The organism is Sphingomonas trueperi (assembly GCF_040545965.1).
In the GTDB taxonomy this organism is placed as follows: domain Bacteria; phylum Pseudomonadota; class Alphaproteobacteria; order Sphingomonadales; family Sphingomonadaceae; genus Sphingomonas; species Sphingomonas trueperi_C.
On the sequence record NZ_JBEPMV010000006.1, the window covers coordinates 1 to 23,315 of the forward strand.

Sequence of the window (23,315 nt, forward strand, 5' to 3'; positions counted from 1 at the left end):
CCATTGCCGCCTCCGTCGTGACGGACGCCTATGAATCACACGACCACCGAAAAGGGAATCCCTCGCGATTCCGCCCATCGTGAAGATGCTCTAGCAGGCACGTTTTGAGCATGAAGATGCGGAAGGACGCCAGCGTGGAGTGCTGCTCCCGCGCGTTTAGCATCACGTCTTGAGCTTCGCTCAAAGGCGGCGGAATGATCAGGTGGGCCAGCGATATCGGAAGGGGGGCGCAGTTCCCGCCGGGCCAGTCGTTTCCGCGTCACCTAACAAGGGCCAGAGTTGGCCTACGGCTATCATATATTCGCAATCATGCGATTTGATAGATTGCGACAGCCTGGACAAAATAGCGCGAAGCTAATTGCTCAATGGTAGCGCTATCTTTAGCATGGCGGAAAATAGAGAATCATCGGGAGAGCGCGGACATGACTCGCGATTTAGGAAAAGGGGGCATGTCGAGCTTTGACGAATGTGCTGCCTCCCTCCGATACGGTCGGGCGCATCACACAGGTCCGCCGCAACTGCCCCTGATGGCTAGCGCGTCGAATGCACTGGCCTCGCCCGCCATGACGGCGGTTAGCATTCAAGGGTCTTCGATCCTCCACGTGTTCGATGCAGCTGCTGCGGCCTCAGCGCATCTCAAAAAGACGCGCGGTGCCGGTTGGTCGAACAGATTCGCCAGCTGAGCGGCCAACCCGAATGGCCGACAGTAGCGCAGTACAGCTTTCACCAAACACCTTCCACCGGCTGATCACCCATCGAGCGAGTCACCGGCAATGACAATTCCCAGGAGAGATGCATGCAACATAAGGTTCTGTTCGCCTTGCTCGCCTCAGTGGCCAACTGCGCCGTTTCGGCTGCAGTGAACGCCCAATCCTTGACGATCACGCCGGCAAACACGCTCGAGAGGCAGGGCCTCACCGTCATTGTCGACCAGAACCAGTTCAGTCCGATCTTCTTCGACGAGAAGAACGCCGGCATCCAGATCGTGCTGCACGGAAACCGGATCGCGACCGACGGGGCGGTGCGCCTCGACAAGACGCCCGAACAATGGGCGCCCGTTCCCGCCTTCGTCGACCGCACCCGCGGCACGGAGCCCAACCAGATAGTGGTTCGCTCGACCTACAAGGACGTAAAGCTCGACTATGCCGTCAAGGTCACGGCCGAGGGTGACGGCTTCCGCATCACGGTCGATCTCGACCGTCCGATTCCTGCCGCGCTGGTCGGCAAAGCCGGCTTCAACCTCGATTTTCTGCCGAGCGCCTATTTCGGCAAGACCTATCTGATGGACGCCGCTCCCGGGCTGTTCCCGCGCCATCCGACCGGCCCGATGGCCAAGGACGGCTCGGGCGACCCGCTGCCGCTGGCGTCGGGCGGAAAGTCGGTCACGCTGGCGCCCGAAGATCCGATGACGCGCGTCACCATCACCTCCGATCGCGGGCCGCTGGCACTCTACGATGCGCGTGCGCGCGCGCAGAATGGCTGGTTTGTCGTGCGATCGATGATCGCCGAAGGCGCAAAGGAGAATGCCGTCGTCTGGCATGTACGCCCCAACGTCGTGAAGGACTGGGTGCGGCCGCCGGTCGTTTCGTTCAACCAGGCAGGCTATACGCCGAACCGGTCCAAGGTGGCCCTGATCGAGCTCGACCCGCACTTCACGGCACCGGCCGAGGCGGAACTGGTCCGCCTGACCGCCGACGGCCGCCAGGAGCCGGTGTTCCGCGCGCGTACGCAGTCGCGCGGGCACTGGACGCGCTACGACTATGCGGCGTTCGACTTCTCCAGCGTGCGAGCGCCCGGCATCTACGCCATCCGCTATGCAGGCACCACGACCAACCCGTTCCGCATTGCGGCCGATGCCTATGCGCGGATCTGGCAGACCTCGCTCGACACGTTCATCGCCGAGCAGATGGATCATGTCGGCATCCGGGAACAATATCGCGTCTGGTCGGCACCGTCGCATCTCGACGACGCCCGCCAGGCGCCGCCGAACATCGTGCATTTCGACGGCTACAAGATGGGCGCGAACCTGGATTCCCCGTTCAAGGCCGGCGAGCACATCCCCGGCCTCGCGGTCGGCGGCTTTCAGGACGCGGGCGACTACGACATCCAGACGCCCGAAAATGCGTCGGTGGTGCGCGATCTGGTCTGGGCTCGCGAACTGTTCGGTCTCGACTGGGACGAAACCAGCGTCGACGAAGCGGCGCGCGCGGTGGAGATACGCAAGCCCGACGGCGTGGAGGATTCGCTGCAGCAGATCCGGCACGGCGCGCTGCAGCTGCTCGCGCAGTACAAGGTGTTCGGTCACGCGATCGTCGGGATCGTCGACCCGGCGCTGCGCCAATATGCACATCTTGGGGATGCCGGCTCGCAGACCGATGGGCTGATCTTCGATCCGTCGCTCAAAGCCAGCGAGCGCAAGAACGGCGCATCGGGCGCGCAGGACGATCGCTGGGCGTTCACCACCGACCTCCCGGCCAACAACCTTTTCGTCGCGGCCGGCCTTGCCGGCGCGAGCCGCGCTCTGGCGGAGAGCGACCCGGCGATGGCAGCCGAAGCGCTCCACGCCGCCAAGGCGCTTTGGGCCAAGCAGCAGCAGGGAGTCATCAAGGCCGGCGACGGCCGCGACGATTCGACGTCGCCGCGCTCGGCGGAAGGCGCCAACGTCACCGCCACGGTGGAACTGCTGATCACCACCAAGGGCGACAAGGTCTACGCCGACCGTCTGCGCGCGCTGCTTCCTTTCATTCGCGACCATTTCGAGTGGACCGCCGCCCCGGCGGTGCGCGCGGTCCCCTTCATGAATGCCGACTATCGCGCGCAACTCGTGCCGCTGGTCCGCGCGATGAAGGCGAAGGTCGATCAGGATCACGTGAGCAACCCGTTCGGCGTGCCGATCGCCACTGGAACCTGGGCCGGCTCCAATCAGGTGGTTGCCTTCGGGTCGACGATGTACCTGCTGCACAAGGCGTTTCCGGAGCTGATCGGCACCAGCTACACGCTGGATGCGATCGACTATGTGCTGGGGCGGCATCCCGCCAACAACCTGTCCCTGGTTTCGACGGTCGGCACAGAGTCGAAGCTGATCGGCTATGGCCATAACCGCGCCGACTACAGCTTTATTCCGGGCGGCCTTGTTCCGGGCGTGCTGATCGTCAAACCCGATTTCCCGGAGGCGAAGACGGACTGGCCGTTTCTGTGGTTCGAGAACGAATATACCGTCAGCACCACCTCCGCCTATATCCTCGCCGCCCGGGCCGCGATGCCGCATCGGAGGAAGCAAACTAGACTAGGGAGACGCTCGCACAGGCGCCCAGCGCTACCGTGCCGCACGTGCCGTCGTGACGATAGTCCCATCGCCAGTACCGGCCGCCGCCAGGCTGAGCGAGGAGGTACATGCCGTGCATGTCCTGGGTTTTGAACGCTTTGTCCCGCGGTTTGCTTCGACGGGAAGCCTGCATGGGTGAGCATGACGGTATCTCCTCCGCTGGCGCAGTGTTGATACCGTCAAACATACCGTCAAGGGCTGTGGGTCCAATGGATCGACCCGGATTTAGGTGGATCAGATACCGCCAAAACCCACGGAGATCCGCCAGCTTTGGATGTCCCTGGATGTCTGTGGAAAGGTGGATGGTGCCGGTTGCAGGAATCGAACCCGCGACCTTCGGTTTACAAAACCGCTGCTCTACCAGCTGAGCTAAACCGGCCCTGGCTTGCTGCGAAGCGAGGCTGCGCCCGCATCTGCGCGGTTTGCCGCAGCGGGTCAAGCGGGAAGGGGGCGGGGGCGCGCTGGAGAAAGCCTAAAAAGATGCGCCCGTCCGGCGGGGCCGGGCGGGCGCAGGAACATGGAAAGCCCAGGATACGGCGCCGGCCAGGCCGGCGCCGTATCTGCACATTACATCCGCAGCGTGGCGCTGAGCGAGAACACGCGGCCGTTCTTGTAGATCGAGGTCGGTGCGTCCGGCGTCGAGCTGTACTGGTAATAGGTCTCGTCCAGCAGGTTCGATGCCGATGCCGTGAACGAGATCGCCTTGTTCAGATTGTACGAAATCTGGGCGTCGAGCTCGCGATAGGCGGCGGTGTAGTCCGAAGACTGCTGGCGGCCGAAGCGGTAGAAATACTTGGACCGGCGATTGTAGCTGACGCGCGCCTGGAACGGGCCCTTTTCGAAATAGGGCGAGATGGTAACGGTGTTGCGCGACAGATAGGGCAGGCCGTTCTTCGACTGGGTGTCGGCGTCGGCGAAGGTGTAGTTCGCCTGGACACCGAAGCCCCAGATCAGGTTGGCGTTGCCCGAGATCGAGAAGCCCGTCACCGATGCCTTGCCGCCGTTGACCGGACGGGTGATCGAGTAGCGGCGGGTCTGGCCGGTCGCGGTGTTGGTGATCAGCACGCCTTGGCCGTCGGGGCCGTCGTCCACCTCGTTGCCGACATAGTTGGAGATGTCGCGGTAGAAGAGCTCACCCGAGATGTAGCTGCCCGGTGCGAAATACCATTCGGTCGAGAAACCGAAATTGGTCGCCGCATAGGGCTTCAGGTCCGGGTTGCCGCCGCTGCCGGTCGAGGTGCTGTCGTCGAGCGAGAGCGAGCCGGCGAGATCGCTGTAGCGCACGCGCGCGATGACCTTCGCCACCGAGCCGCGCAGCACCACGTTCTCCCCCGCCTGGTAGATCAGGTTGGCGGCGGGCAGGAAGCGGTTGTCGTCGGTGTTCGAGCGGGTCAGCGTGTACACGGTCTGATTGGCTGCGTTCTGACCGGAGACATAATAGTTCGACTGGTCCTCGGTGTGGACGAAGCGGCCGCCGATGTTACCGCGGAATTTGCCGACCTCGAAGTTTGCCTGGACGTAGCCGGCGCCGATCCGCTCCTTCACCAGCCAGTAATCGCTTTGCGAGAGGCCGCGATCGACGGTGTAGGTGCCGTACTTGCTGAGCGTCGAGATGATCGAGGCCTGATCAAGCCCGTAGAAGGGCAGGCCGTTGCCGGTCGCGCCGAGACCGTCATACAGGCTCGGGTCGCGCAGCGTCGGGTTCAGGTCTGCCAGCGTGTAGTTCTGGTCGGTGTAGACCGCGTTGGTGTAGGTGGTGTTGCTGTTGGTGTGATCGGCATAGCGTCCGCCGAACAGGATCGTCGTGATCGGGCCCCAATTCACGTCGCGCTTGAAGTTCAGCTCGCCGAACCATTCCTTGTCGACGGTGAAGCCCGACTGGGTGGGAACACCGCCGATCTGGCGCGCGACAAAGGTGCTGCCGTCGGGCCGGGTGATCGTCTCACCGCCAAGCGCGGTGTAGTTGCTCAGCCACTTGCTCGCGTCGTTCGCCGGGCTCTGCCAGTTGACGTTGGTGTCCTGGCCGTTTGCGCCTGCGGTGAAACCCTGCTGGGTGCGGAAATCGAGCAGATATTCGGGATTCTTGCCACCGCTGGCCTTGGTGTAGCCGACATTGCCGGTGACGTCCCAGCCGCCGGGCTTCCAGTCCATCATCACCGAATAGGTATCGTTCTTCACGCGCGTGCGGCGATAATTCGCGTCCAGCTCGCCGGTCGCGCCCTTGCCGTTGGTGATCCCGGCGAAGGAGGCCGAGGTGACGATGCCGGGATTGCCGTCCTTGCCGGGGGTGAAGGTTGCCGACGTCAGGCCCGAACCGTCGTAGCCGAAGGTGTAGATCGAGTTCGACACGTTGTCGTAATTGCCGCGGATCACCATCGCCGTGCCGGTGAAGGTGAGGTTGTCGGCCGGCTTTACCTGGACTGCGCCGTTGAAGCCGATGCGCTCGCGCTGCTGGCGGAAATATTCGCGGGCGAGCATCGAGGCATAGCGAGCGGTACCGAAGGCTGCCTTGTCGGCGGCGCTCAGCGCGCTGATGGCGGTGCCGTTGACGGTTGCGCTCGCAGGGGCATTGCCGAGCAGGTCGGCACCGGTGCGATACCAATAGGTGGCGACGCCGGCGCGGGCGAGCTGCTGCTTGTCGTAATTGGCGCCGAGCAGGATGCCGAAGGTGCCGGCGTCATTGTGCCAGCTGTACAGCCCCGAGCCACGGACGCTGCCCTTCTCGACGCGGCCGTTATACTCGTAGCCGCCGGTTGCTGCGATCGTGTTCGGCTTCAGGTCGAGCGGCTTGCGGGTGACGACGTCGACGCTGGCGCCGATCGCGCCTTCCTGCAGCCGGGCTTCCGGCGTCTTGTAGACGACGGCCTGGCTGATGATCGACGGCGAGAGCAGCGAATAGTTGAAGGTGCGGCTCGAACGATCGGAGGGGTTGCCGCCCCAATCGGCCGACGCGATTGAGTGGCCGTCGATGGTCAGGCGGTTGAGCGCGGGCTCGACGCCGGCGATCGAGAGCTGCTCGCCTTCACCGAACTGGTGATCGACGGTGATGCCCGGCAGACGCGACAGCGATTCCGCGACGTTGGTGTCGGGCAGCTTGCCGACGTCCTCGGCGCTCAGCACGTCGACGATCGAGTTCGCCTTGCGCTTGGTCTCGATCGAGTCCGCGATGCTCTTGCGAATGCCGGTGACGACGATTTCCGATTGGTCGTCGCTCGCCTGCGCCAGTGCGGGCGCCGCATACAGGCCGGTGACGGCGATCGCGGCGATCGCCACCGAATTCAGCAGAGGAACCTTGAACGTCATAGTCTTCCCTTACTCCCCAGAGTGTCAGCCGTGGCTCGCGCCACGAAGGTTTTGTGCCGGCAGGACCGTGGTCTTGCCGGCGAGATCGGTAACCGCATAGGTAAAGCCCGGCTGCAGCGCATAGGCGCCGACCCGGCCGTGGCGGTCGATGGCGAGGAACGCGACCTGCGCGTCCTTCACGGCATCGCCGCGCAATTTGGCGATGTGCAGCACGGCCTCGCGGCAGGCGGCCATCGGATCCATGCCCGCACGCATCGACGAGACGACGCGCGCCGAACCGGCGATGCGCGTCACTTCCTCGCCCACGCCGGTGGAGGTCGCCGCACCCACGTCGGGCTCGACCATCAGGCCGCACCCGGCTTGGGGAGAGTCGCCGACGCGGCCGCGCAGCTTGAAGGCCATGCCCGAGGTGGTGCAGGCGCCGGCAAGGCGGCCATTGGCATCACAGGCGACAATACCAATCGTGTCGTGGTCCAGTGCCGAACCGCGCTGATTTTCTATATTGGCTACAGGCTTGTACTTGGCAGTCTTAAGCCATTCGCGCCACGCCCCCTCGGCCTCCGGGGTCAGCAGACGGGTCTTCGGGAAGCCCTGTTCGAGCGCGAACTGGCGTGCGCCTTCGCCCACCAGGAAGGTGTGCGGCGTCTTCTCCATGACGCGGCGCGCCACCGAAATCGGGTGGAGGATATCTTCGAGTGCAGCGACCGCGCCGACATTGCCGCGATCGTCCATGATGATCGCATCGAGCGTCACATGGCCGTCGCGATCGGGATAGCCGCCCAGGCCCACCGAGTGGTTCTCGGGGTCTGCCTCAGGCACCCAGCCGCCGGCCTCGACCGCGTCGATCAGCGAGCCGGTCTTCTTCCACTGGGCATAGGCGGCGGCGTTCGCGGCCGCGCCAAAGTCCCAGGTTGAGACAATCAGCGCGCGATTGGCCGAGCCTTGCGCCATCGCCGATGCGGCCGGCAGCGCTGCCGCGCCTGCCAGTCCCAATTTCAAAGCCTCGCGTCGATCCAGTCCCATCGTCGCATCCCCACGCGGCACCGCTGCGCCGCTCTCCTTGTTGCAGGCGGTGTCACATTGCTGTCACCGCTTGGCAGGGATGCTGTCATAGGTCCCATCGGTATACAATACCAAATAAAGAAACTGGTTTTATATATGGCAGCGGATGGTCTCATCCGTTACGTTTTTCGGGCGGGTTGTTGCCGAAACGCAACGGGCCGGAGCGCACCACCCGCGCCCCGGCCCGCTTGAAGCCCGCGATCGACTCAGCGCGGCGCGGTGAAGCCGCCGATCTCGGCGATGGCGAGCTTGGGCTCGGGCAGGGCGGTCTCGGCGAAGCGGAGGCGCAGATAGCGGGCGGCGCGCGCCTGTGCAAAGCCGATGCGCTGGGTGGAGAGCGCATAGGCGATGTTGCTGAACTCGCCGCTGGCGGCAGGTTGCCAGGTCTTGCCGTCGGTGCTGACCTCGGCCGCATAGCCCTTGGGCGGGGCGGCATCGGTCATCACGTGGCGCGAGGGCGTGAGGCTGAATCCGGCTAGCGCGGTTTCGCTGCCCAGATCGATCGTCACGTCGACCGGCGCGCCCGGCTTGGGAGCGGGTACGGTCCAGATCGTGCCGGGATCGCGATCGAGCAGCTTCTCGGCGCCCGCACCGGCGGCGCTCACGATCTTCCAGGTGCGCGTGTCGATCACCGTCGGGTCGGACGAGACTATCGGCGCGACCGGCACCGGTGCCACCGAGCGGAACAGCGCGAACTCGCTGATCGCGGGGCAGGCGGGTGCCTCCAGGATGCGCAGCCGCACCCTGCGCGGCGCGATCGGCTGCGGCAGGCGCAGGATGCGCTGGGCCGAGATGCATTCCTTCTCGGCGAGCTGCTGCCATTTGCCGTCGATCTCGGCATCCACGGCGAAGCGCGTCACGCGGACTCCCAGCGGCAGATATTCGCGCAGCCGGATGACGTCGAAGCGGGTGCCGGGCTTGAGGTCGAGCGTCAGCATCGGCGTGGTCGTGCCGTCGGGCGTGGACCAATAGGTCTCGCGGTTGCCGTCGAGGACGCGCGACGCCGCGAAGGCCGAGGCGCGGGTCGCGCTGGCATGGGCGACCGCGCCCTTGGCCAGATCCGTCGCGAAGGTGGCACGGATCGCGTCGCCGAAGCTCTTGAGGATCTTCACGTCCTGGTCGGCGATGCGGCCGCGGCGATCGGGGGGCAGGTTGAGGTTCAGATTGGTCCCACGACCCACCGATTCGTCATAGAGCCGGACCAGCCGCTCGGGGCTCTTCACCCGCGAATCCTCGTCGGCATGGTAGAACCAGCCCGGGCGGATTGAGACGTCGGTCTCGGCCGGCCACCACAGCGCGCCGCCGCGCACGCCTGCATTGCCTTCGCTCTGGACATAGGGGTGGTTGGGCATGGTCGGCCAGCACGGATCGCCCGCCACGCCGTCCTCATTGCCCACCCAGCGAATGTCGGCGCCGAGCGGATCGAAGGTGCAGGCATCGGGCTGGAGCTGGTGGACCAGCGCCACTATCGACGGCCAGTTGTAATAGGCCGGGGCGTCGATCTTCCGCGTCTCGCGCGCGCCGCCATAATAGCCGTCCCCGCCATTGGCGCCGTCGAACCACACTTCGAACAGCGTGCCGTACCGGGTGCAGAGCTCGGTCAGCTGGGCACGGTAATAGGCGATATAGCCGGGGCGGCCGTACTCGGCATGATTGCGGTCCCAGGGTGAGAGATAGACGCCGAAGGGCAGCCCGGCGCGCTTGCACGCGTCCGACATCTCGCGGACGATGTCGCCCTGGCCGTTCTTGTAGGGGCTGTTGCGGATGCAATGTTCGGTCAGCTTGGTCGGCCACAGGCAGAAGCCGTCATGGTGCTTGCAGACCAGGATCAGGCCCTTGAGCCCGCCCGCCTTGGCCGCCGCGACGATCTGGTCGGCGTTGAAGTCGCTGGGGTTGAAGGTCTTGGGATCCTCGTCGCCATAGCCCCATTCCTTGTCGGTGAAGGTGTTCATCGAGAAGTGGATGAAGGCATATTGCTCGCGCTGGTGCCACTTCCACTGGCGGGCGCTCGGCGTCGCGCCATAGGGCTTGGGCGCGGGCGTCCTGGTGGGGGCACCGGTCGCCGCGTGGGCGAGCGCCGGGGTGGCGATGCCGGCAGCGACCAGCGCGCGGCGGGAAATGGTCGTCATTTGTGTTCTCCGGAGAGGGGTTCTGGAATCAGCCAGGTCTCGGCGACCTGATGGCCACGGCCGCTGCCGCCCATGCCGGCAGGCCGCGTCCAGGCGAGATCGAGCGTGCCGCCGCGCGTGGCGGCAGCGGGGATGGGGATGTCCACCGTCATCGGGTTGGTCTTGCGATCGAGCGGCGGGTGAAGCTCGATGCTGCCATTGGCGACGAGCCGCATCGGCAGCCAATAATCCTCGCCGGCATAGGTGGCGACGAGGCGATAGCGGCGCTTCGGGTCGAGGCCGGTATAATGGAGCCGCAGCGGCGCGTCGTAGAGGCTCTCGGCATAGCTGATCCACGACATCCGCCAACCGTCGTTCGGCGTGCGATCGGCAATGCCGTCCACCGCGCCGTCGAAGCGCAGCGGATCGGTGACGGGACTGCTGCCGCGGACGAGATGCGGCGCGTTCCACGGATCGCCGAGATCGTCGTAGAGCGCGCCTTCCTTCGCCCGGGCATAGTCGGCGAGCTGCACCGGGGTGTGCGTGGCGAGCTGGCGTTCGATCCACACGCGGTCGTTGAGGTCGACATCGACGCGGTCGAGATTGGCGCCGCGCTCGATGGTGGTTGCGCCGTACAGCTTCACGCTGAGCTGGAGCCGCGCGCCCTGCCACAGCCGCTCGGCCAGCGCGAACAGCCGGGTGCGGAGCGCCGGCACGGGCGCGGGATCGGCCTCCGCCAGCCTTGCGCGCGCCGTCGCTGCGTCGGGCGCGGCAAGAGCGGCGGCCTCGCGGGCGCGGGCGGCGATCAGGCGGTGGCGGACGATCGCGTCGTACACCGCGCGGTAGCGGAGCGCATCGACCCGCCAATCGGTCCAGGCGGCAGGCTTGAGGCCGTCGACCAGCGCCAGCGTCGCGTCGATGCTTGCGTTCGCGGCGGGATCGCCTGTCCAGTTGTCTTCCAGCGCGAATAATGCCTTGGCCGCTGCCGGGTCTCCAATGAAACCGGTGGCATAGTCGCGCGCAAAAGCCTCGGGCGTGGTGTGCGGATCCCAGCCGAGGCGGAACCAGAGGAACTGGTTCACATCGTCGTTGACGCCCTCGGAATAGGTTACGAAGCCGCTGCTGCCGGGATCGAGATGGTGGAACAGGTGCGTCATCGCCCGCGGGCGCGGATCGATCGGCTCGCGGCCCTCGGTGAGGGCGAAGGCGGGGCTCCAGCGATCGACCGGCACCTGCGCGTGCATGGTGTGGGCGATGTCGGGATAGAGCAGCAGCTGATAGCCGGCAGGCAGGTGGCGCCGCTGGGTGGCGACGGGGTCGCGGGTCTGGGGCCCGGCGAAGATGCCGGTCAGCCAGCGCGGGCGGCGGGCGAGTTGCGCATAGAAGGCGTCGAGCCCCGCCGCGTCGAAGCCCTGGGTGGAGATCCAGACGCTGGCCGCCGGGTTTTGCGCGCGCAAGGTCGCGGCTTCCTCGGCAACCAGCGGGAACAGCCGGTCGGGCGCGGCATGGCCGGGATCGCCGCCGGGAACATAGAGGGCGTCGACCTGGGGCAAGGCGCCGAGCAGGATTCGAAAGCGGCCGAGTTCGTGGTCGCGTTCGGCTTGCGTGTCATAGTCGTGCAGGTTCGGATAATACAGCGCGAAGTCGATGCCCAGCCGGTGCGCGATCTCGCCGATGCCGCGCAGCGTCTCCAGCGGCGGGGCGGGGAAGAGCGGACTGGTGGCGTCGTCGTCGGAGACCGGCGCGATCACCTGCACGCCGCTGGCGCCCCACAGCGCGAAATCCTCGATCCGGCGGCGGAACATCGCCACCGTCCAGGCATCATAGCTGTTGTTCTTGGCGCGGTAGCCGATCTGGGTGAGCCGCACCGGCCGCGCCGGCGCGCTGTCGTAGCGCAGCGGCCGGGCGCCGGTCCGCAGATACCAGCCGGCGCCATAGACCAGCCCGCGTGTGCCCTGTGCGGTGATCACCAGCGTGTCGCCGATCCGCCGGACGGCGAAGCCCTCGCGCGGCAGGCGCTTCGGCGCCACCTTGCGCCACGCCGCGCGGCGCGGGGTGGGAAGGGCGGCCTCGACGGCTTCTTGCGGCGCGAGCAACACCCGCGCGCAGGGCGCGTGCCGCTCCTCCAGCTGCGTGCGCAGCAAGTCGGCCGCCACCGCGCCGCCGGCACCGCCGGCGACGCAGGGCGCCGTCGTCGTCAGGAGCGCGGCGGCGAGCAGCATCAGGCCGGGATGCGGCCGTTGGACGGCGGCCGGTCGGCCAGCGCGCGCCCGAAGCCGGGGTTCGGTTTCGCCGACATGGTGAAGCGCAGCGTGCCGCCCTTCACCAGATCGGCGTGCGCGATCCAGCTCTTGGTCCACGGCTTGCCGTTCCAGCTCACCGCCGCGATGTACGGCGTGTCGGCGCGGTTGCCCGGCGCCTGGATCACCAGCTTCCGCCCCTTGCCGACCATCACCTCGGCCCGCTCGAACAGTGGCGAACCGAACACATAGGCCGCCTCAACCGGATCGACGGGGTAGAAGCCCAGTGCCGAGAAGACGAACCAGGCGCTCATCTGGCCGCAATCGTCGTTGCCGATGATCCCGTCGGGATCGTTCTTGTACATCTCGGTGCACAGCCGCCGGACCATCGCCTGCGTCTTCCAGGCCGCGCCGACATAGGCATAGAGATAGGCGGCGTGCTGATCGGGCTCGTTGCCGTGGGCATACTGGCCGACCAGCCCCGAAATGTCGGGCGGGGCATTGTCGGGCAGGGTGGAGGGCGCGTTGAACAGCGCGTCGAGCTTGGCCTCGAACTTGCCGTCGCCGCCCGTGTGCTGGATCAGCCCATAGACGTCGTGCTGGTTGAGGAAGGTCGCCTGCCAGCCATTCGCCTCGGTATAGTCGCGCCACCAGGGCTTGGGCATGTGGCCGAGTTGGACGGGATCATAGGGCGTCCACCAGCTGCCATCGGCGAAGCGCGGGCGCGCGAAGCCGATGCTGCCGTCGATCACGTTGCGCCAGTTGCCCGAGCGCGTGCGTAGCCGCGCGGCATCGGCCTGCTCGCCGATCGCGGCGGCGAGATGCGACGACGCCCAATCGTCATACGCATATTCCTGCGTCCGGCTGACGCTCTCGAACCATTTGTCCGCAGGCACATAGCCCATGCGATCGTAGAGATCGCGGCCCTTGCTGTTGTCCTTGTCCGGCGCGGTGAAATCGAAGCTGCGGCGGCGGATCGCCGGCCAGGCGGCGGCATAATCGGCCTCGATGCCCTTGGCCTGCGCCTCCGCGAGCGGCACGACGCCGTGCCAGCCGATCATCGTGCCGGTTTCCTTTCCCTGCAGCGGCCAGACCAGCGGGCCATAGGGCGACTGTGCCGTCTGGCGGATCAAATCGTCGACCAGCGACTTGGTGCGATCGGGCGCGATCAGGGTGAGGAGGGGGTGGAGGGCGCGATAGGTGTCCCACAGCGAATAGGTGCTATAGGCCGCGCCGCCCTTGGGAACGCTGTGGATCTGCCCATCCATGCCGAGATACCGGCCGTCGAAATCGGAAAACAGCGTGGGGGCAAGCTGCGCATGGTAGAGTGCGCTGCTGAGGATCGTGCGCTGGTCGGCGGTGCCGCCCTCGACCTTAACCGCATCGAGCGCCGGTTGCCACCGGGCGGTGGCATCGCGGCGGGTGCGATCGAAGTCCCAATGTCTCGCTTCGGTGACCAGATTGGCGCGGGCGCCGGCGGCATCGACGCCGGAGATCCCGCAACGCACGAGAATCGGGGCATTTCCTGCGTCCGCATAGTGCAGGGCCGCCTTCAGTCGCCGTCCGGTGACCTTGTGGCTGCCGGCGGGCTGCTCGGCATCGTCATCGCCGTAGAAGGTGATGCGATCGGGTTGGCGCGAGAGCTGGAGCGCGAAGAAGATCTTGCGGCCCTTCGCCCAGCGGAAGACTTGTCGCCGACCGGTGATCGTGCCGTCGGCCTCCACTTCCATCAGCGCGTCGGCGATCAGCGGCGGGCTGTCCGAGCTGTCGAGCACCAGATGCGACAGATCTAGCAGGATGTGCCCGGCGCCGGCCGGAAATGTGTAACGATGCCAGCCGGTTCGCTCAGTGACGGTCAACTCCGCACGGACGCCGTTGTCGAGCGCCACGCGGTAATAGCCGGGCTCGGCATGCTCGTCGTGATAGCGCTGGCGATAGCCAGTCTCGGGCTTTTCGCGCGTGCCGGGCTGCAGCACCACGGGTCCCCGGGCGGGGACAACTAGTAGATCGAGCATGTCGCCGATGCCGGTGCCCGAAAGATGTGTGTGCGAGAAGCCGAGGATCGAGCCGTCGCTATGATAATAGCCCGAGCAGGTCTCCCAGCGCTCGACGCCGGTATCGGGGCTCAGCTGCACCATGCCGAACGGCACGGTCGCGCCCGGATAGGTATGGCCGGTGCCGCCGGTACCGATAAACAGATTTGGTGCAGTGCGGCGGAGCGATGTCGCCGCAGCGGGACGCGGAATGGCGGCGGCGGCGAGGCCGATCGCGCTGGAGCCGAGCAGGCGGCGGCGGGAGAGGATCACAAGGTTTCCTGAAGCAGCTTGGGTTGCACGGCCGCGAGGTGGACCAGCAGCTCGCCGAACAGGCCATTGGCCCAGGCGAACCAGTCGCGGGTGAACTTGGACGGGTCATCCTGGTTCACGGCCTCATGGATGAAGCCGGTGCCAGCGTCGCTAGTGCTAAGCATTCGCAGGATATTGCGAAGCGTTCGCACGTCGCCGTCATAGCTGAAACCGCGCATAATCAACGACATGGGCCAGACATGGCCCAGGCCGACATGCGGTCCGCCGATGCCTTCGACAACCTTGCCGAGCGACCAATAGGGGTTGGCGTCACTCCACGCCGCGGCGGCAGTGCGCTGCCATAGCGGGTCGTTCCGATCGACGCAGCGGAGATAGGCGAGGCTCGAAAGCGACGGCACATTGGCATCGTCCATGAAGATCGCGTTGCCGAAGCCGTCGACTTCATACGCCATCACCTCGCGCCCGTCGCGGAGCCGCATCGTGCCGTACGCGCGCAGCGCTGCCTCGACTTCACCGGCCAGGGACGTCGCATCGTTCGCAATTGCGGAATCCTTGCGCGTCGCCATCGCAAGCGCAGCAAGTTCGCGCAGGACCGTCACCGCAAAGTGATTTGCCGGAATCAGGAACGGATATACGCAGGCGTCGTCGGACGGGCGAAATCCGCAATGAATCAGCCCTACCGGGCGGCTGGGCGGGCCATAGCCGTCCAGCATCAGCGTCTCGGTCGGCCGGTCGCTGCTGCGCAGGAAGCGATAGGGCCCCGGCCCATCCTTGCGCTGCTGCTCGCGGAAGGTGCGAATAATGGTGCGGGCGGATTCCGCCCATTGGGCGTCGAACGGGGAGGTGTCGCCGGTCGCCTTCCAATAATCATGCGCCAATCGAATGGGATAGCATAGGCTGTCGATCTCCCACTTCCGCTCGGCGACGCCCGGCTTCATCTCGGTCTTGTCGTGCAGCGCCCAGCTCAGTTCGGTACGGGCGCTGGTATCCTCGAGAAAGGCGTTGGCATAGGGATCGAGCAGGATGCAGCGCGCCTGGCGCGCGATCAGGCCCTGGTAGAGGCGGCGGAGATCGGCGTCTTCCTTCGCCAGATGCAGATAGGGCCGCACCTGCGCCGAACTGTCGCGCAGCCACAGCGCGTCGATGTCGCCGGTGATGACGAAGGCGTCGGGTTTGCCGTCCACCACGCCCATCTTCACCGTGGTGTCGAGCGTGTTGGGATAGCAGTTGCCGAACATCCAGCGCAGCTTGGGATCGGCGATCCTGCTGGAAATGCGCGCGATTTCGCGCTCGACCGCCTTGCTGACGAAACGGCGGTCGGCCGGTGCGGGGCGCTTGCTGACGAACGCGGGCGTGTCCGCGGCGAAGGCGGGCGTGGCGGCGAGCGCCAGGCCCGAACCGAGCAGGGTGCGGCGATTGATCATTTCGGCAGCACCTGCGCGTCGCCGCTCAGCGTGAATTCGGCCCACCCGCCAGCGCCGTCGCCCGGCTGGCCGCCGCCGACCCAGACGCGATAGGTGCCCGGCAACACCCGACGAGTGCCGTCGCGCGCGACGCTGCTGATGCTGCGCGGATCGAGCGTGAACGACAGGCTGGCCGATTTGCCCGGCGCAAGCGACGCACGCTGGAAGCCGGCAAGCTGACGCTGGAGGACGGGGGTTGTGAACCCACCTGGTTTGTTGGCATCCGGCGTGACGACATAGACCTGTGCTACTTCCTCGCCGCTGCGGTTCCCCGCATTGGTGAGCTTGGCGCTGACCTGCACCGGCTGGCCGATGCCCGCGGCCTTCACCGCGACATCGCCATAGGCGAACTTGGTGTAGCTCAGGCCGTGCCCGAAGCCCCAGAGCGGCTTGCCGGTGAAGAAGCGATAGGTGCGCTCCTTCATGCCATAGTCCACGAATGCCGGCAGGTCGTCGGTCGAGGCATAGAAGGTCAGCGGCAGGCGGCCCGAGGGGTTGTTCTTGCCGGCGAGCGTCTCGGCGATTGCGGCGCCGCCTTCCTCGCCCGGGTACCAGGCTTCGAGGATCGCGTCGGCGAGGCTCGGATCGACCGCCACCGCGCTGCCGCTCGTGAGGACCAGGACCAGCGGCTTGCCGGTCTTGCGCAGCGCCTTGAGCAGGTCGAGCTGCGGGCGGGGCAGGGCGATGTCGGTACGATCGCCGCCGACGAAGCCGGGGATCGATACGCTGAGCGCCTCGCCCTCGAGATCGGGCGACAGACCGAGCACCGCGACGATCGTGTCGGCGTTCTTGGCGACGTCGAGCGCCTGGGCGAGCATCGGTTCGGCCGGCGGCTGCCACATCAGACGCACGCCGCCATCCTCGCTGCGATGGTCGATCTCCATGCGGAAGGGCACGGGCTTGCCGTCGCTGGCGACCTTCACCGCCACCCGCGCCTTGCCGAGCGGGCCGTCATGGAGGAGCTTGCCGTCCACCCACAGCCGCACCGCGTCGTGCGTGTTGCAATCCTTCCAGCAGGCGGGGATGTCGATCGCCAACTCATAGTCGCCGGCGCCCGGGGGCGTGAACTCGCCGCTCCAGCGCACCGCAAAGCCGGTGGGGTTGAGGCCCGGCAGCGGAGCGGCGCGGGCATAATTGAAGTCGATGCGGCGATCCTGCCGGGTAGTGACGGGCGTGCCGGTCACCGTCGGGGTGGCGAAATATTCGGCCTTGAGACCCGGCTTGCCGTCCGCGCGGAAGGCGGTTTCGGGCATGATCACCGCGCCGCCCTCGGCCAGCTGCGATCCTTGCGCGTACACGACGCGGTCCGCGCCGAACTGGCGGCGGATGCCGTCGAGCGGGGTCACTGGATCCTTGGCGGTGCCGTGGTAATTCCCCTCCAGCACACCGAGATCGTCGGCATTGGCGCCGATCACCGCGATGCGGCCGCCAGTCGAGAGCGGCAGGCGGTCGCCGTCATTCTTGAGCAGCACGATCGCCTTGCGCGCGGCTTCCAGCGCCAGCGCGCGCTGCGCCGGGGTGCCGCGTTCGCTGGGCTTGATCTTGCTCCACGGATTGGCCCCGCCGAACGCGATGCCAAGTGCACGGCGGGCGTCGAGCGCGCGCTTCAGCGCCACGTCGACCTCCGCCTCGCTCACCAGCCCGCGCTTCACCGCCTCCGGCAATGCCGCATAGGTGGTGCCGCAGTTCAGGTCGTTGCCGCCCTTGATCGCCACCGCGGCGGCTTCGGCCGCGTCGAGGCTGTAATGGTGGAACAGGTGGATATTGGCCACCGCGTCGCAGTCCGAGACGGTGAGGCCGGTAAAGCCCCAGTCCTTGCGTAGCCGATCGTTGAGCAGCCCGCCCGACGCGCAGGCCGGCGTGCCGTGGATCGAGTTGTAGGCGCACATCAGCGACTGCGCCTTGCCCTCGGTGATGGCCAGGCGGAAGGCGGGGGTGTAGGTCGATTCTAGGTCCTGCGGGCTGGGATCGACGTCGAAGCCGTCGCGTCCGGCCTCCGGCCCGCTATGCACCGCGAAATGCTTGGGCGTGGCGAGCACCTTGGGGTGCGCCGGATCCGGACCCTGCAGCCCCTGGATGAAGCCGATCGCGAGATGGCCGGTGAGGAACGGATCCTCGCCATAGGTCTCCTGGCCGCGACCCCAGCGCGGATCGCGGAAGATGTTGATGTTGGGCGACCAGATCGTCAGCCCTTCATAGATCTTGCGGTTCGCGCTGACCGGCTTGGCGTTGAAGTTCGCGCGCGCCTCGGTGGCGACGGTGTCGCCCACCTTGTGGAGCAGCGGCACGTCCCAGGTCGCGGCGAGGCCGATCGCCTGCGGGAACACCGTCGCATAGCCGTCGCGGGCGAGGCCGTGCAGGCCCTCGTTCCACCAGTCATAGGCGGGCAGGCCGATCTCTGGATCGGCGGGCGCGGTGCTCTGGAGCTGCGCGGCCTTCTGCTCGATCGTCATCTTGGCGATGGCGGCGGCGACCGGATCTGGATCGCTGGCGAGGAGAAGCAGGGGAAGGAAGGGCATCAACGGGGTCCCAGCGTACGAAGGGTAAGGGCGCGGGCGAGCGCGGTGCCGCTGGCCTCGGACGTGATGGTGAGCGTGCGGCTCTCGCCCGGCAGCAGGTCGAAGCCATTGTCGCTCGGATGCGCGACGGTGGTGCCGAAATCGAGCATAACCGCGCGGGCCAGCGCGCCCGCCGTGACGGTCACCTGCTTGCCCTGCCAGCGTACCGACAGGCGCGGGGCCGGATAGGCCATGTCCTTGGGCAGCGACCGTTCGACGAGTTCGCGCGAGACTGGCTTGCCGTCGATCCACAGCTCGGCGACGGCATAGCTGTCGGCGGGTGCCGCGGTGCCGAACAGATCGGCATCGGCGATCGTGGCGAGTTCGAGCGCGCCCGGCGACAGGTCGAATGTCGACGCCTTCGTGCCCAGCGGCTTGCCGTCCATGGTGAAGCCGCGGACGCGCCATTCGGCGGCGATCAGCTTTGTCGCGTCGGACACGGCGGCGAGGCGGGTCGCACTGTCCTTGTGCTCGGCAACGATCGCCTGGGGCGCGAACATCCGGCGCGCCTCGTACTGGAGCAGCTTCCACTGGCCGTCATAGTCGATGCTCGCCCAACTGATCGCGGGCCAGGCATCGTTGAGCTGCCAGAACAGCGAGCCCATGGTGATCGGCGCGCAGGCGCGGTGGTGGCGCGCGGCCATGCCGATCGCCTGCATCTGGTTGACCTGGGTGAGGTAGACGAGATCGGCGAAGTCGGCGGGCTTGCGCAGCCGCTGGTCGAGATAGAGCTGGAGGCGGCTATTGCCTTCGCCGGCCAGGAACTTCTGGTGCGCCTTGAGCACCGGGCTGTCGATCGCCAGCGGTCCCTTCCCCGCGAAGTCGCGGATCGTCGACAGGTTCGGCATCGCCTGGAAGCCGTATTCGGACATGAACCGCGCACAGCCGTTCAGGTAGTTCTCGACCGGCTTGGAGCCCGACCAGACATCCCAGAAATGGCGGTCCCCGGTGGCGTCGGTATCGACCGGGCCGGTATAGTCGTTCGACGGCGAGCCCGGCCAATAGGTGGTGCCGGGGGCTTCCTTCAGCACTGCGTCGCGCAGGGTGCGATCGAACAGCACGGCCATGCCGGCGCCGATCCGCTCCTGCTCGTCCGCGCCCACCGCCTTCTTGAACGCCTTGCGATCGGACCAGTTTTCCCAGCCCGACAGGATCTCGTTGCCGCCGTTCCAGCCGACGATCGAGGGATGCGGCTGGAGCCGGGCGACCTGCTCCTCGGCCTCGATGCGGACATTTTCGCGAAACGCCGCGTCGGGCGGGGTGATCGAGCCGCCGAACATGAAGTCCTGCCACACCATCAGGCCCAGTTCGTCGGCCGCGGCGTAGAAGGCGTCATCGAGATAATAGCCGCCGCCCCACACGCGGATCATGTTCATGTTGGTGTCGCGTGCGTCGGTGAGCATGCGGCGCATGCGTGCCTCGGTCACGTTGTTCGGGAACATGTCGAACGGGATCAGGTTCGCGCCCTTGGCGAAGATCGGCAGCCCGTTGACGCGGAAGCCGAAGCCGCCGGCCTGGGTCAGCAGCTCGACGGTGCGCAGGCCGATGCGCTGCGACACGCGGTCGCTGACCGCGCCGTCTTCCTCCAGCGTCGCCTCGACCTTGTAGAGCGGCTGCGCGCCATAGCCCGCCGGCCACCAGAGCTGGGGCTTCGCCAGGGTGAGCGGCACGCTGACGGCATTCTCGCCCGCGCCGAGCGTGAGCGTGCGGCTCGCCTCGATGGTCTGGCCGTCGGGGCCGGTGATGCGGGTGCGGACGGTGACGGCGCGCGCGCGGTCGCCGAGCAGCTTCCAGCGCGCGACCAGCCGCGCCTCGGCGGGGTTCAGCGCCTCTTGGTCGACGCGGAAACCGTCGATGCGGGCATCGTCCCAGGCTTCCAGGCGCACCGGCCGCCACAGGCCGATCTTGACGATGCGCGGCGCCCAATCCCAGCTGTAATCGTACTTGGGCTTGCGGATGTAAGGCGAGGTCTGCTTGCCCTTGGGCTCATCACCGAACGCGGAATCATATTCGCCGGGGAGCGGGAATTTCTCCGCCAGTACCATCGGCTGCAGCGTCTTGATCGGCGAGGCGATGGTGACGACCAGCTCGTTCGCGCCCGCCTTGAGCGCCTGCTTGGCGTCCACCCGCCAGCGGCGATGGGCGTTGTCGGTCTCGACCAGCTTCTGGCCGTTGAGCGTCACCGTGGCGAAGGTGTCGAGTCCGTCGAACACCAGGTCGAGATGGTCGCGCGCGAGCATCGCCGGCGTGACGTTGAGCGTACGGCGGAACTGCCAGCGGGTGAGGCCGGCCCATTGGATCGGCGCCTCGTTGATGCCCTTGGACGGATCGGGCACGCGCCTGGCGGCGATCAGATCCTGCTGGACGCTGCCGGGCACCTTGGCGGGAAACCAGGCGGCTTCCTTGGGGTGGGCCTTGGCGGCGTCGGCGTCGCTGGGGTCGATGCGGACTTCCCAGGCACCGTCGAGCGAGACCGACTGGCGGGGGTCCGCCCAGGCCGGGGTGACCAGCGCGAGAAGGGGCAGCAGGGCGAGCGCGCGGGCCTTCACTTCGCGTTCTCCGTCAGCACCACGCGTTCGACCGTGTAGAACGGGTCACTGAGCGGGGACGTGAACTGGAAGCAGATATCCTCGTCGCCGCTCAGCTTGGGCAGCGTGCCGGAGAAGCGGAACTGCTGCGGCGCCTTGGCGGGATCGGGCAGCGGGAAGGTGGCGATGACGATCGGCTTGATCGACGGATCCTTGGCGGCCGCGATGCAGCGCGCGCGGACGATCAGCTCGCCGTACGTGCTGACATTGTAATGCGCCCGGACCTTGTTGAAGTCGTGCGCCAGGCCGTAGTTGCGCGGCGTACGGGCCACATCGACGGTGAAGCCCGTTGCAATGTCCATCGGCGCGGCCGCATAGGCGGTGCAGGTGTCGAACAGGTTGACGTTGAACACCGGCGCATTTTCCTGCGCCTCGCTGTTCAGCGGCACGCGCAGGCCGAGCGCGCCCTTGGGGCACGCCACCATGTCCGAGCTGGTGCGGGTGAGCAGCGCGGTGCGGCTGGTGTCGAAAGCGCGCGGCGTCGCGGTGGCCACGCCGGCCGCGTCGAACGCTGCGGCGGTGATCGTCGTGCCGGGTTTGAGCGTCAGCGGCGCCTTGTAGACCGGCGACTTGCCGGTGGGCTGCTTGCCGTCGAGCGTGTAGCGGATCGTGCCGAAGCCGGTCTGGGTGGCCAGCGCCACCTTGGCCTGGTTCGCCCGCAGTGCCTCGCCGCGGGTGCCCTGCAGCTTGTAGTCGACCGCGAAGGCGCTGTCGGCGACTTCCATCCCCGAACGGCGCCAGCGCGCCATCTGCGGCTGGAGGCGCTGCACGAAGCCGTCAAAATCGCGCTTGTCCTTGCCTGACCAGGTGATCTCGGCGATCGCCGCCGCGCGGGGGAACAGCATGTGCTGCACCTGGTACGGCGTGATCAGATACTCGCTCCACGCATTGCCCTGCGCGCCGAGCACATGGCTCGCCTTGGCGGCGTCGATGCCCACCGGCATCGGCTCGTACTTGTACACGTCGGCCAGCGTCTGGATCGACAGGCGGCCTGGCGGCTCGTCGCGGCGGTCGCTCTGCAGGCTGTCGAGATAGAGGGTGGGGGCGGGCGAGAGCACCACGTCATGCCCCTGGTTTGCCGCATCCACTGCGCCCTTCTCGCCGCGCCACGACATCACCGATGCGGATTTCGGCAGGCCGCCCTCGAGGATCTCGTCCCAGCCGATCAGGCGGCGGTTGTGGCTCTCGAGGTACGCGCCGAACTGCTCGATCATCCAGCTCTGCAGCGCGTTCTCGTCCTTCAGCCCCAGCGCCTTGATCTGCGCCTGCACCTCGGGCGAGCGCTCCCACTGGTCCTTAACCGCCTCGTCGCCGCCGAGATGGACGTAGGTGCCCGGGAACACCGCCATCAGCTCGTCGAGGACTTCCTTGACAAAGGTGATGCCCTTGGGGCCGGGGTTGAACAGATAGGGGTTCACGCCCCAGTCGTGCGACACTTCGGTATGGTCGCCGAAGATGCCGAGTTCAGGATAGGCGGCGACCAGCGCCTGGGCGTGACCGGGCAGGTCGATCTCGGGGACGATCGTCACGCCGCGCTCGGCGGCATAGGCGACCAGCGCCTTCAACTGCTCCTGCGTGTAGAAGCCGCCGACCTTGGGGCCGGGCGCGCCGCCGGTGCTCGGCGGAGTGCGCCAGCCGCCGATTTCGGTAAGCTTGGGATAGCGCTTCACCTCGAAGCGCCATCCCTGGTCGTCGGTGAGGTGGAGGTGGAGCGTGTTGAGCTTCACCGAGGCCATCTGGTCGACCACGCCGTAGACGAATTCGATCGGCTGGAAATGGCGGGCGACGTCGAGCATCAGCCCGCGCCAGCCGAAGCGCGGCGCGTCCTCCACGTTTAGTGCCGGCAGCTTCACCGGCTTGCCGAAGCCATGGTCGGGGCTGAGCAGCTGGGCGAGCGTCATCGCGCCGTAGAGCAGGGCGCGATCGCCCGAAGCGGCGATGCGCACCCCCTTGGCGTCGACGGTCATCCGATAGGCCTCGGCGCCCTGGATCGCGGCATCGCGCTCGAAGCGGATCGCACCGCTGGAGCCGGTCGCGCCCAGCGTCAGGCCGCGCTCCACCTTCACATGGGCGGCGAGCAGCTTGGCGGCGGCCGCAGCGGCGGTATCGCCGGCGGGCACGGCGATCGCGGTGCCGTTCGCCACCGTGAAGCTGCCCTTGCCCAGCGTCACGCTGGCGGGGAGGGGGGTGAGCGGCGGCACGGTCTGGGCGAAAGCGGTCGAGGACAGCAGCAGTGCCGCCCAGCCGGAATGCCTTGCCGTTTTCAGGATCGCGCGCATCGGAAACTCCCCTCTTGTCGCGGCCGCCGAGCGGGGCCGGAGCAAGGGTGTAACCAATTTAGATCCTATCGGGCAACAGCCTT

General features: G+C 67.0%; 10 protein-coding genes, 1 tRNA gene and 1 pseudogene. 1 reads left to right on the forward strand and 11 read right to left on the reverse strand.

The window, feature by feature from the left end:
* The first annotated feature begins 796 nt into the window (after nt 1–796).
* Nucleotides 797–3,418, forward strand: a complete 2,622-nt coding sequence (locus tag ABIC35_RS16650; RefSeq protein WP_121076306.1) for a glycoside hydrolase family 9 protein — start codon at nt 797–799, stop codon at nt 3,416–3,418.
* Here the strand turns inward: ABIC35_RS16650 and ABIC35_RS16655 are convergent.
* The 11 genes and pseudogenes from ABIC35_RS16655 to ABIC35_RS16705 form a co-directional block, all read right to left on the reverse strand.
* Nucleotides 3,348–3,512 (reverse strand): annotated as a pseudogene (locus tag ABIC35_RS16655) (hypothetical protein); the annotation flags it as partial. The gene ABIC35_RS16650 and the pseudogene ABIC35_RS16655 sit on opposite strands and share 71 nt — an antisense overlap.
* Nucleotides 3,513–3,628: 116 nt before the next feature.
* A tRNA-Thr gene (locus ABIC35_RS16660) sits at nt 3,629–3,704 on the reverse strand.
* Between the two features lie 188 nt (nt 3,705–3,892).
* Nucleotides 3,893–6,628 carry a TonB-dependent receptor gene (locus tag ABIC35_RS16665; RefSeq protein WP_121076309.1) on the reverse strand — a complete coding sequence of 912 codons (2,736 nt, stop codon included), beginning with the start codon at nt 6,626–6,628 and terminating at the stop codon, nt 3,893–3,895.
* A 24-nt stretch (nt 6,629–6,652) separates the two neighbouring features.
* Nucleotides 6,653–7,651, reverse strand: coding sequence for a N(4)-(beta-N-acetylglucosaminyl)-L-asparaginase (locus tag ABIC35_RS16670; protein WP_121076312.1), 999 nt, complete (start codon nt 7,649–7,651; stop codon nt 6,653–6,655).
* A 245-nt stretch (nt 7,652–7,896) separates the two neighbouring features.
* Nucleotides 7,897–9,819 (reverse strand): alpha-L-fucosidase, encoded by a 1,923-nt coding sequence (locus ABIC35_RS16675; RefSeq protein WP_121076315.1) that lies wholly within the window; start codon nt 9,817–9,819, stop codon nt 7,897–7,899.
* Entirely contained in the window at nt 9,816–12,020 is a 2,205-nt protein-coding gene (locus ABIC35_RS16680; RefSeq protein ID WP_121076317.1) for a hypothetical protein, read from the reverse strand. Before ABIC35_RS16680 ends, ABIC35_RS16675 begins: the two co-directional genes overlap by 4 nt.
* A complete protein-coding gene (locus tag ABIC35_RS16685) occupies nt 12,020–14,341 on the reverse strand; it encodes a GH92 family glycosyl hydrolase (protein WP_121079298.1) in 2,322 nt (773 codons plus the stop codon). Before ABIC35_RS16685 ends, ABIC35_RS16680 begins: the two co-directional genes overlap by 1 nt.
* On the reverse strand, nt 14,341–15,768 hold the full coding sequence (locus ABIC35_RS16690; protein WP_121076320.1) for a glycoside hydrolase family 125 protein: 1,428 nt from the start codon (nt 15,766–15,768) through the stop codon (nt 14,341–14,343). Before ABIC35_RS16690 ends, ABIC35_RS16685 begins: the two co-directional genes overlap by 1 nt.
* Nucleotides 15,765–18,326, reverse strand: coding sequence for a glycoside hydrolase family 3 C-terminal domain-containing protein (locus ABIC35_RS16695; protein WP_121076323.1), 2,562 nt, complete (start codon nt 18,324–18,326; stop codon nt 15,765–15,767). Before ABIC35_RS16695 ends, ABIC35_RS16690 begins: the two co-directional genes overlap by 4 nt.
* Entirely contained in the window at nt 18,326–20,914 is a 2,589-nt protein-coding gene (locus ABIC35_RS16700; protein ID WP_121076326.1) for a beta-mannosidase, read from the reverse strand. Before ABIC35_RS16700 ends, ABIC35_RS16695 begins: the two co-directional genes overlap by 1 nt.
* The gene (locus tag ABIC35_RS16705) at nt 20,911–23,232 is read right to left on the reverse strand and encodes a beta-N-acetylhexosaminidase (RefSeq protein WP_121076329.1); all 2,322 of its coding nucleotides are present in this window, start codon (nt 23,230–23,232) and stop codon (nt 20,911–20,913) included. The genes ABIC35_RS16700 and ABIC35_RS16705 overlap by 4 nt, the downstream gene beginning before the upstream one ends.
* Nucleotides 23,233–23,315: the final 83 nt, after the last annotated feature.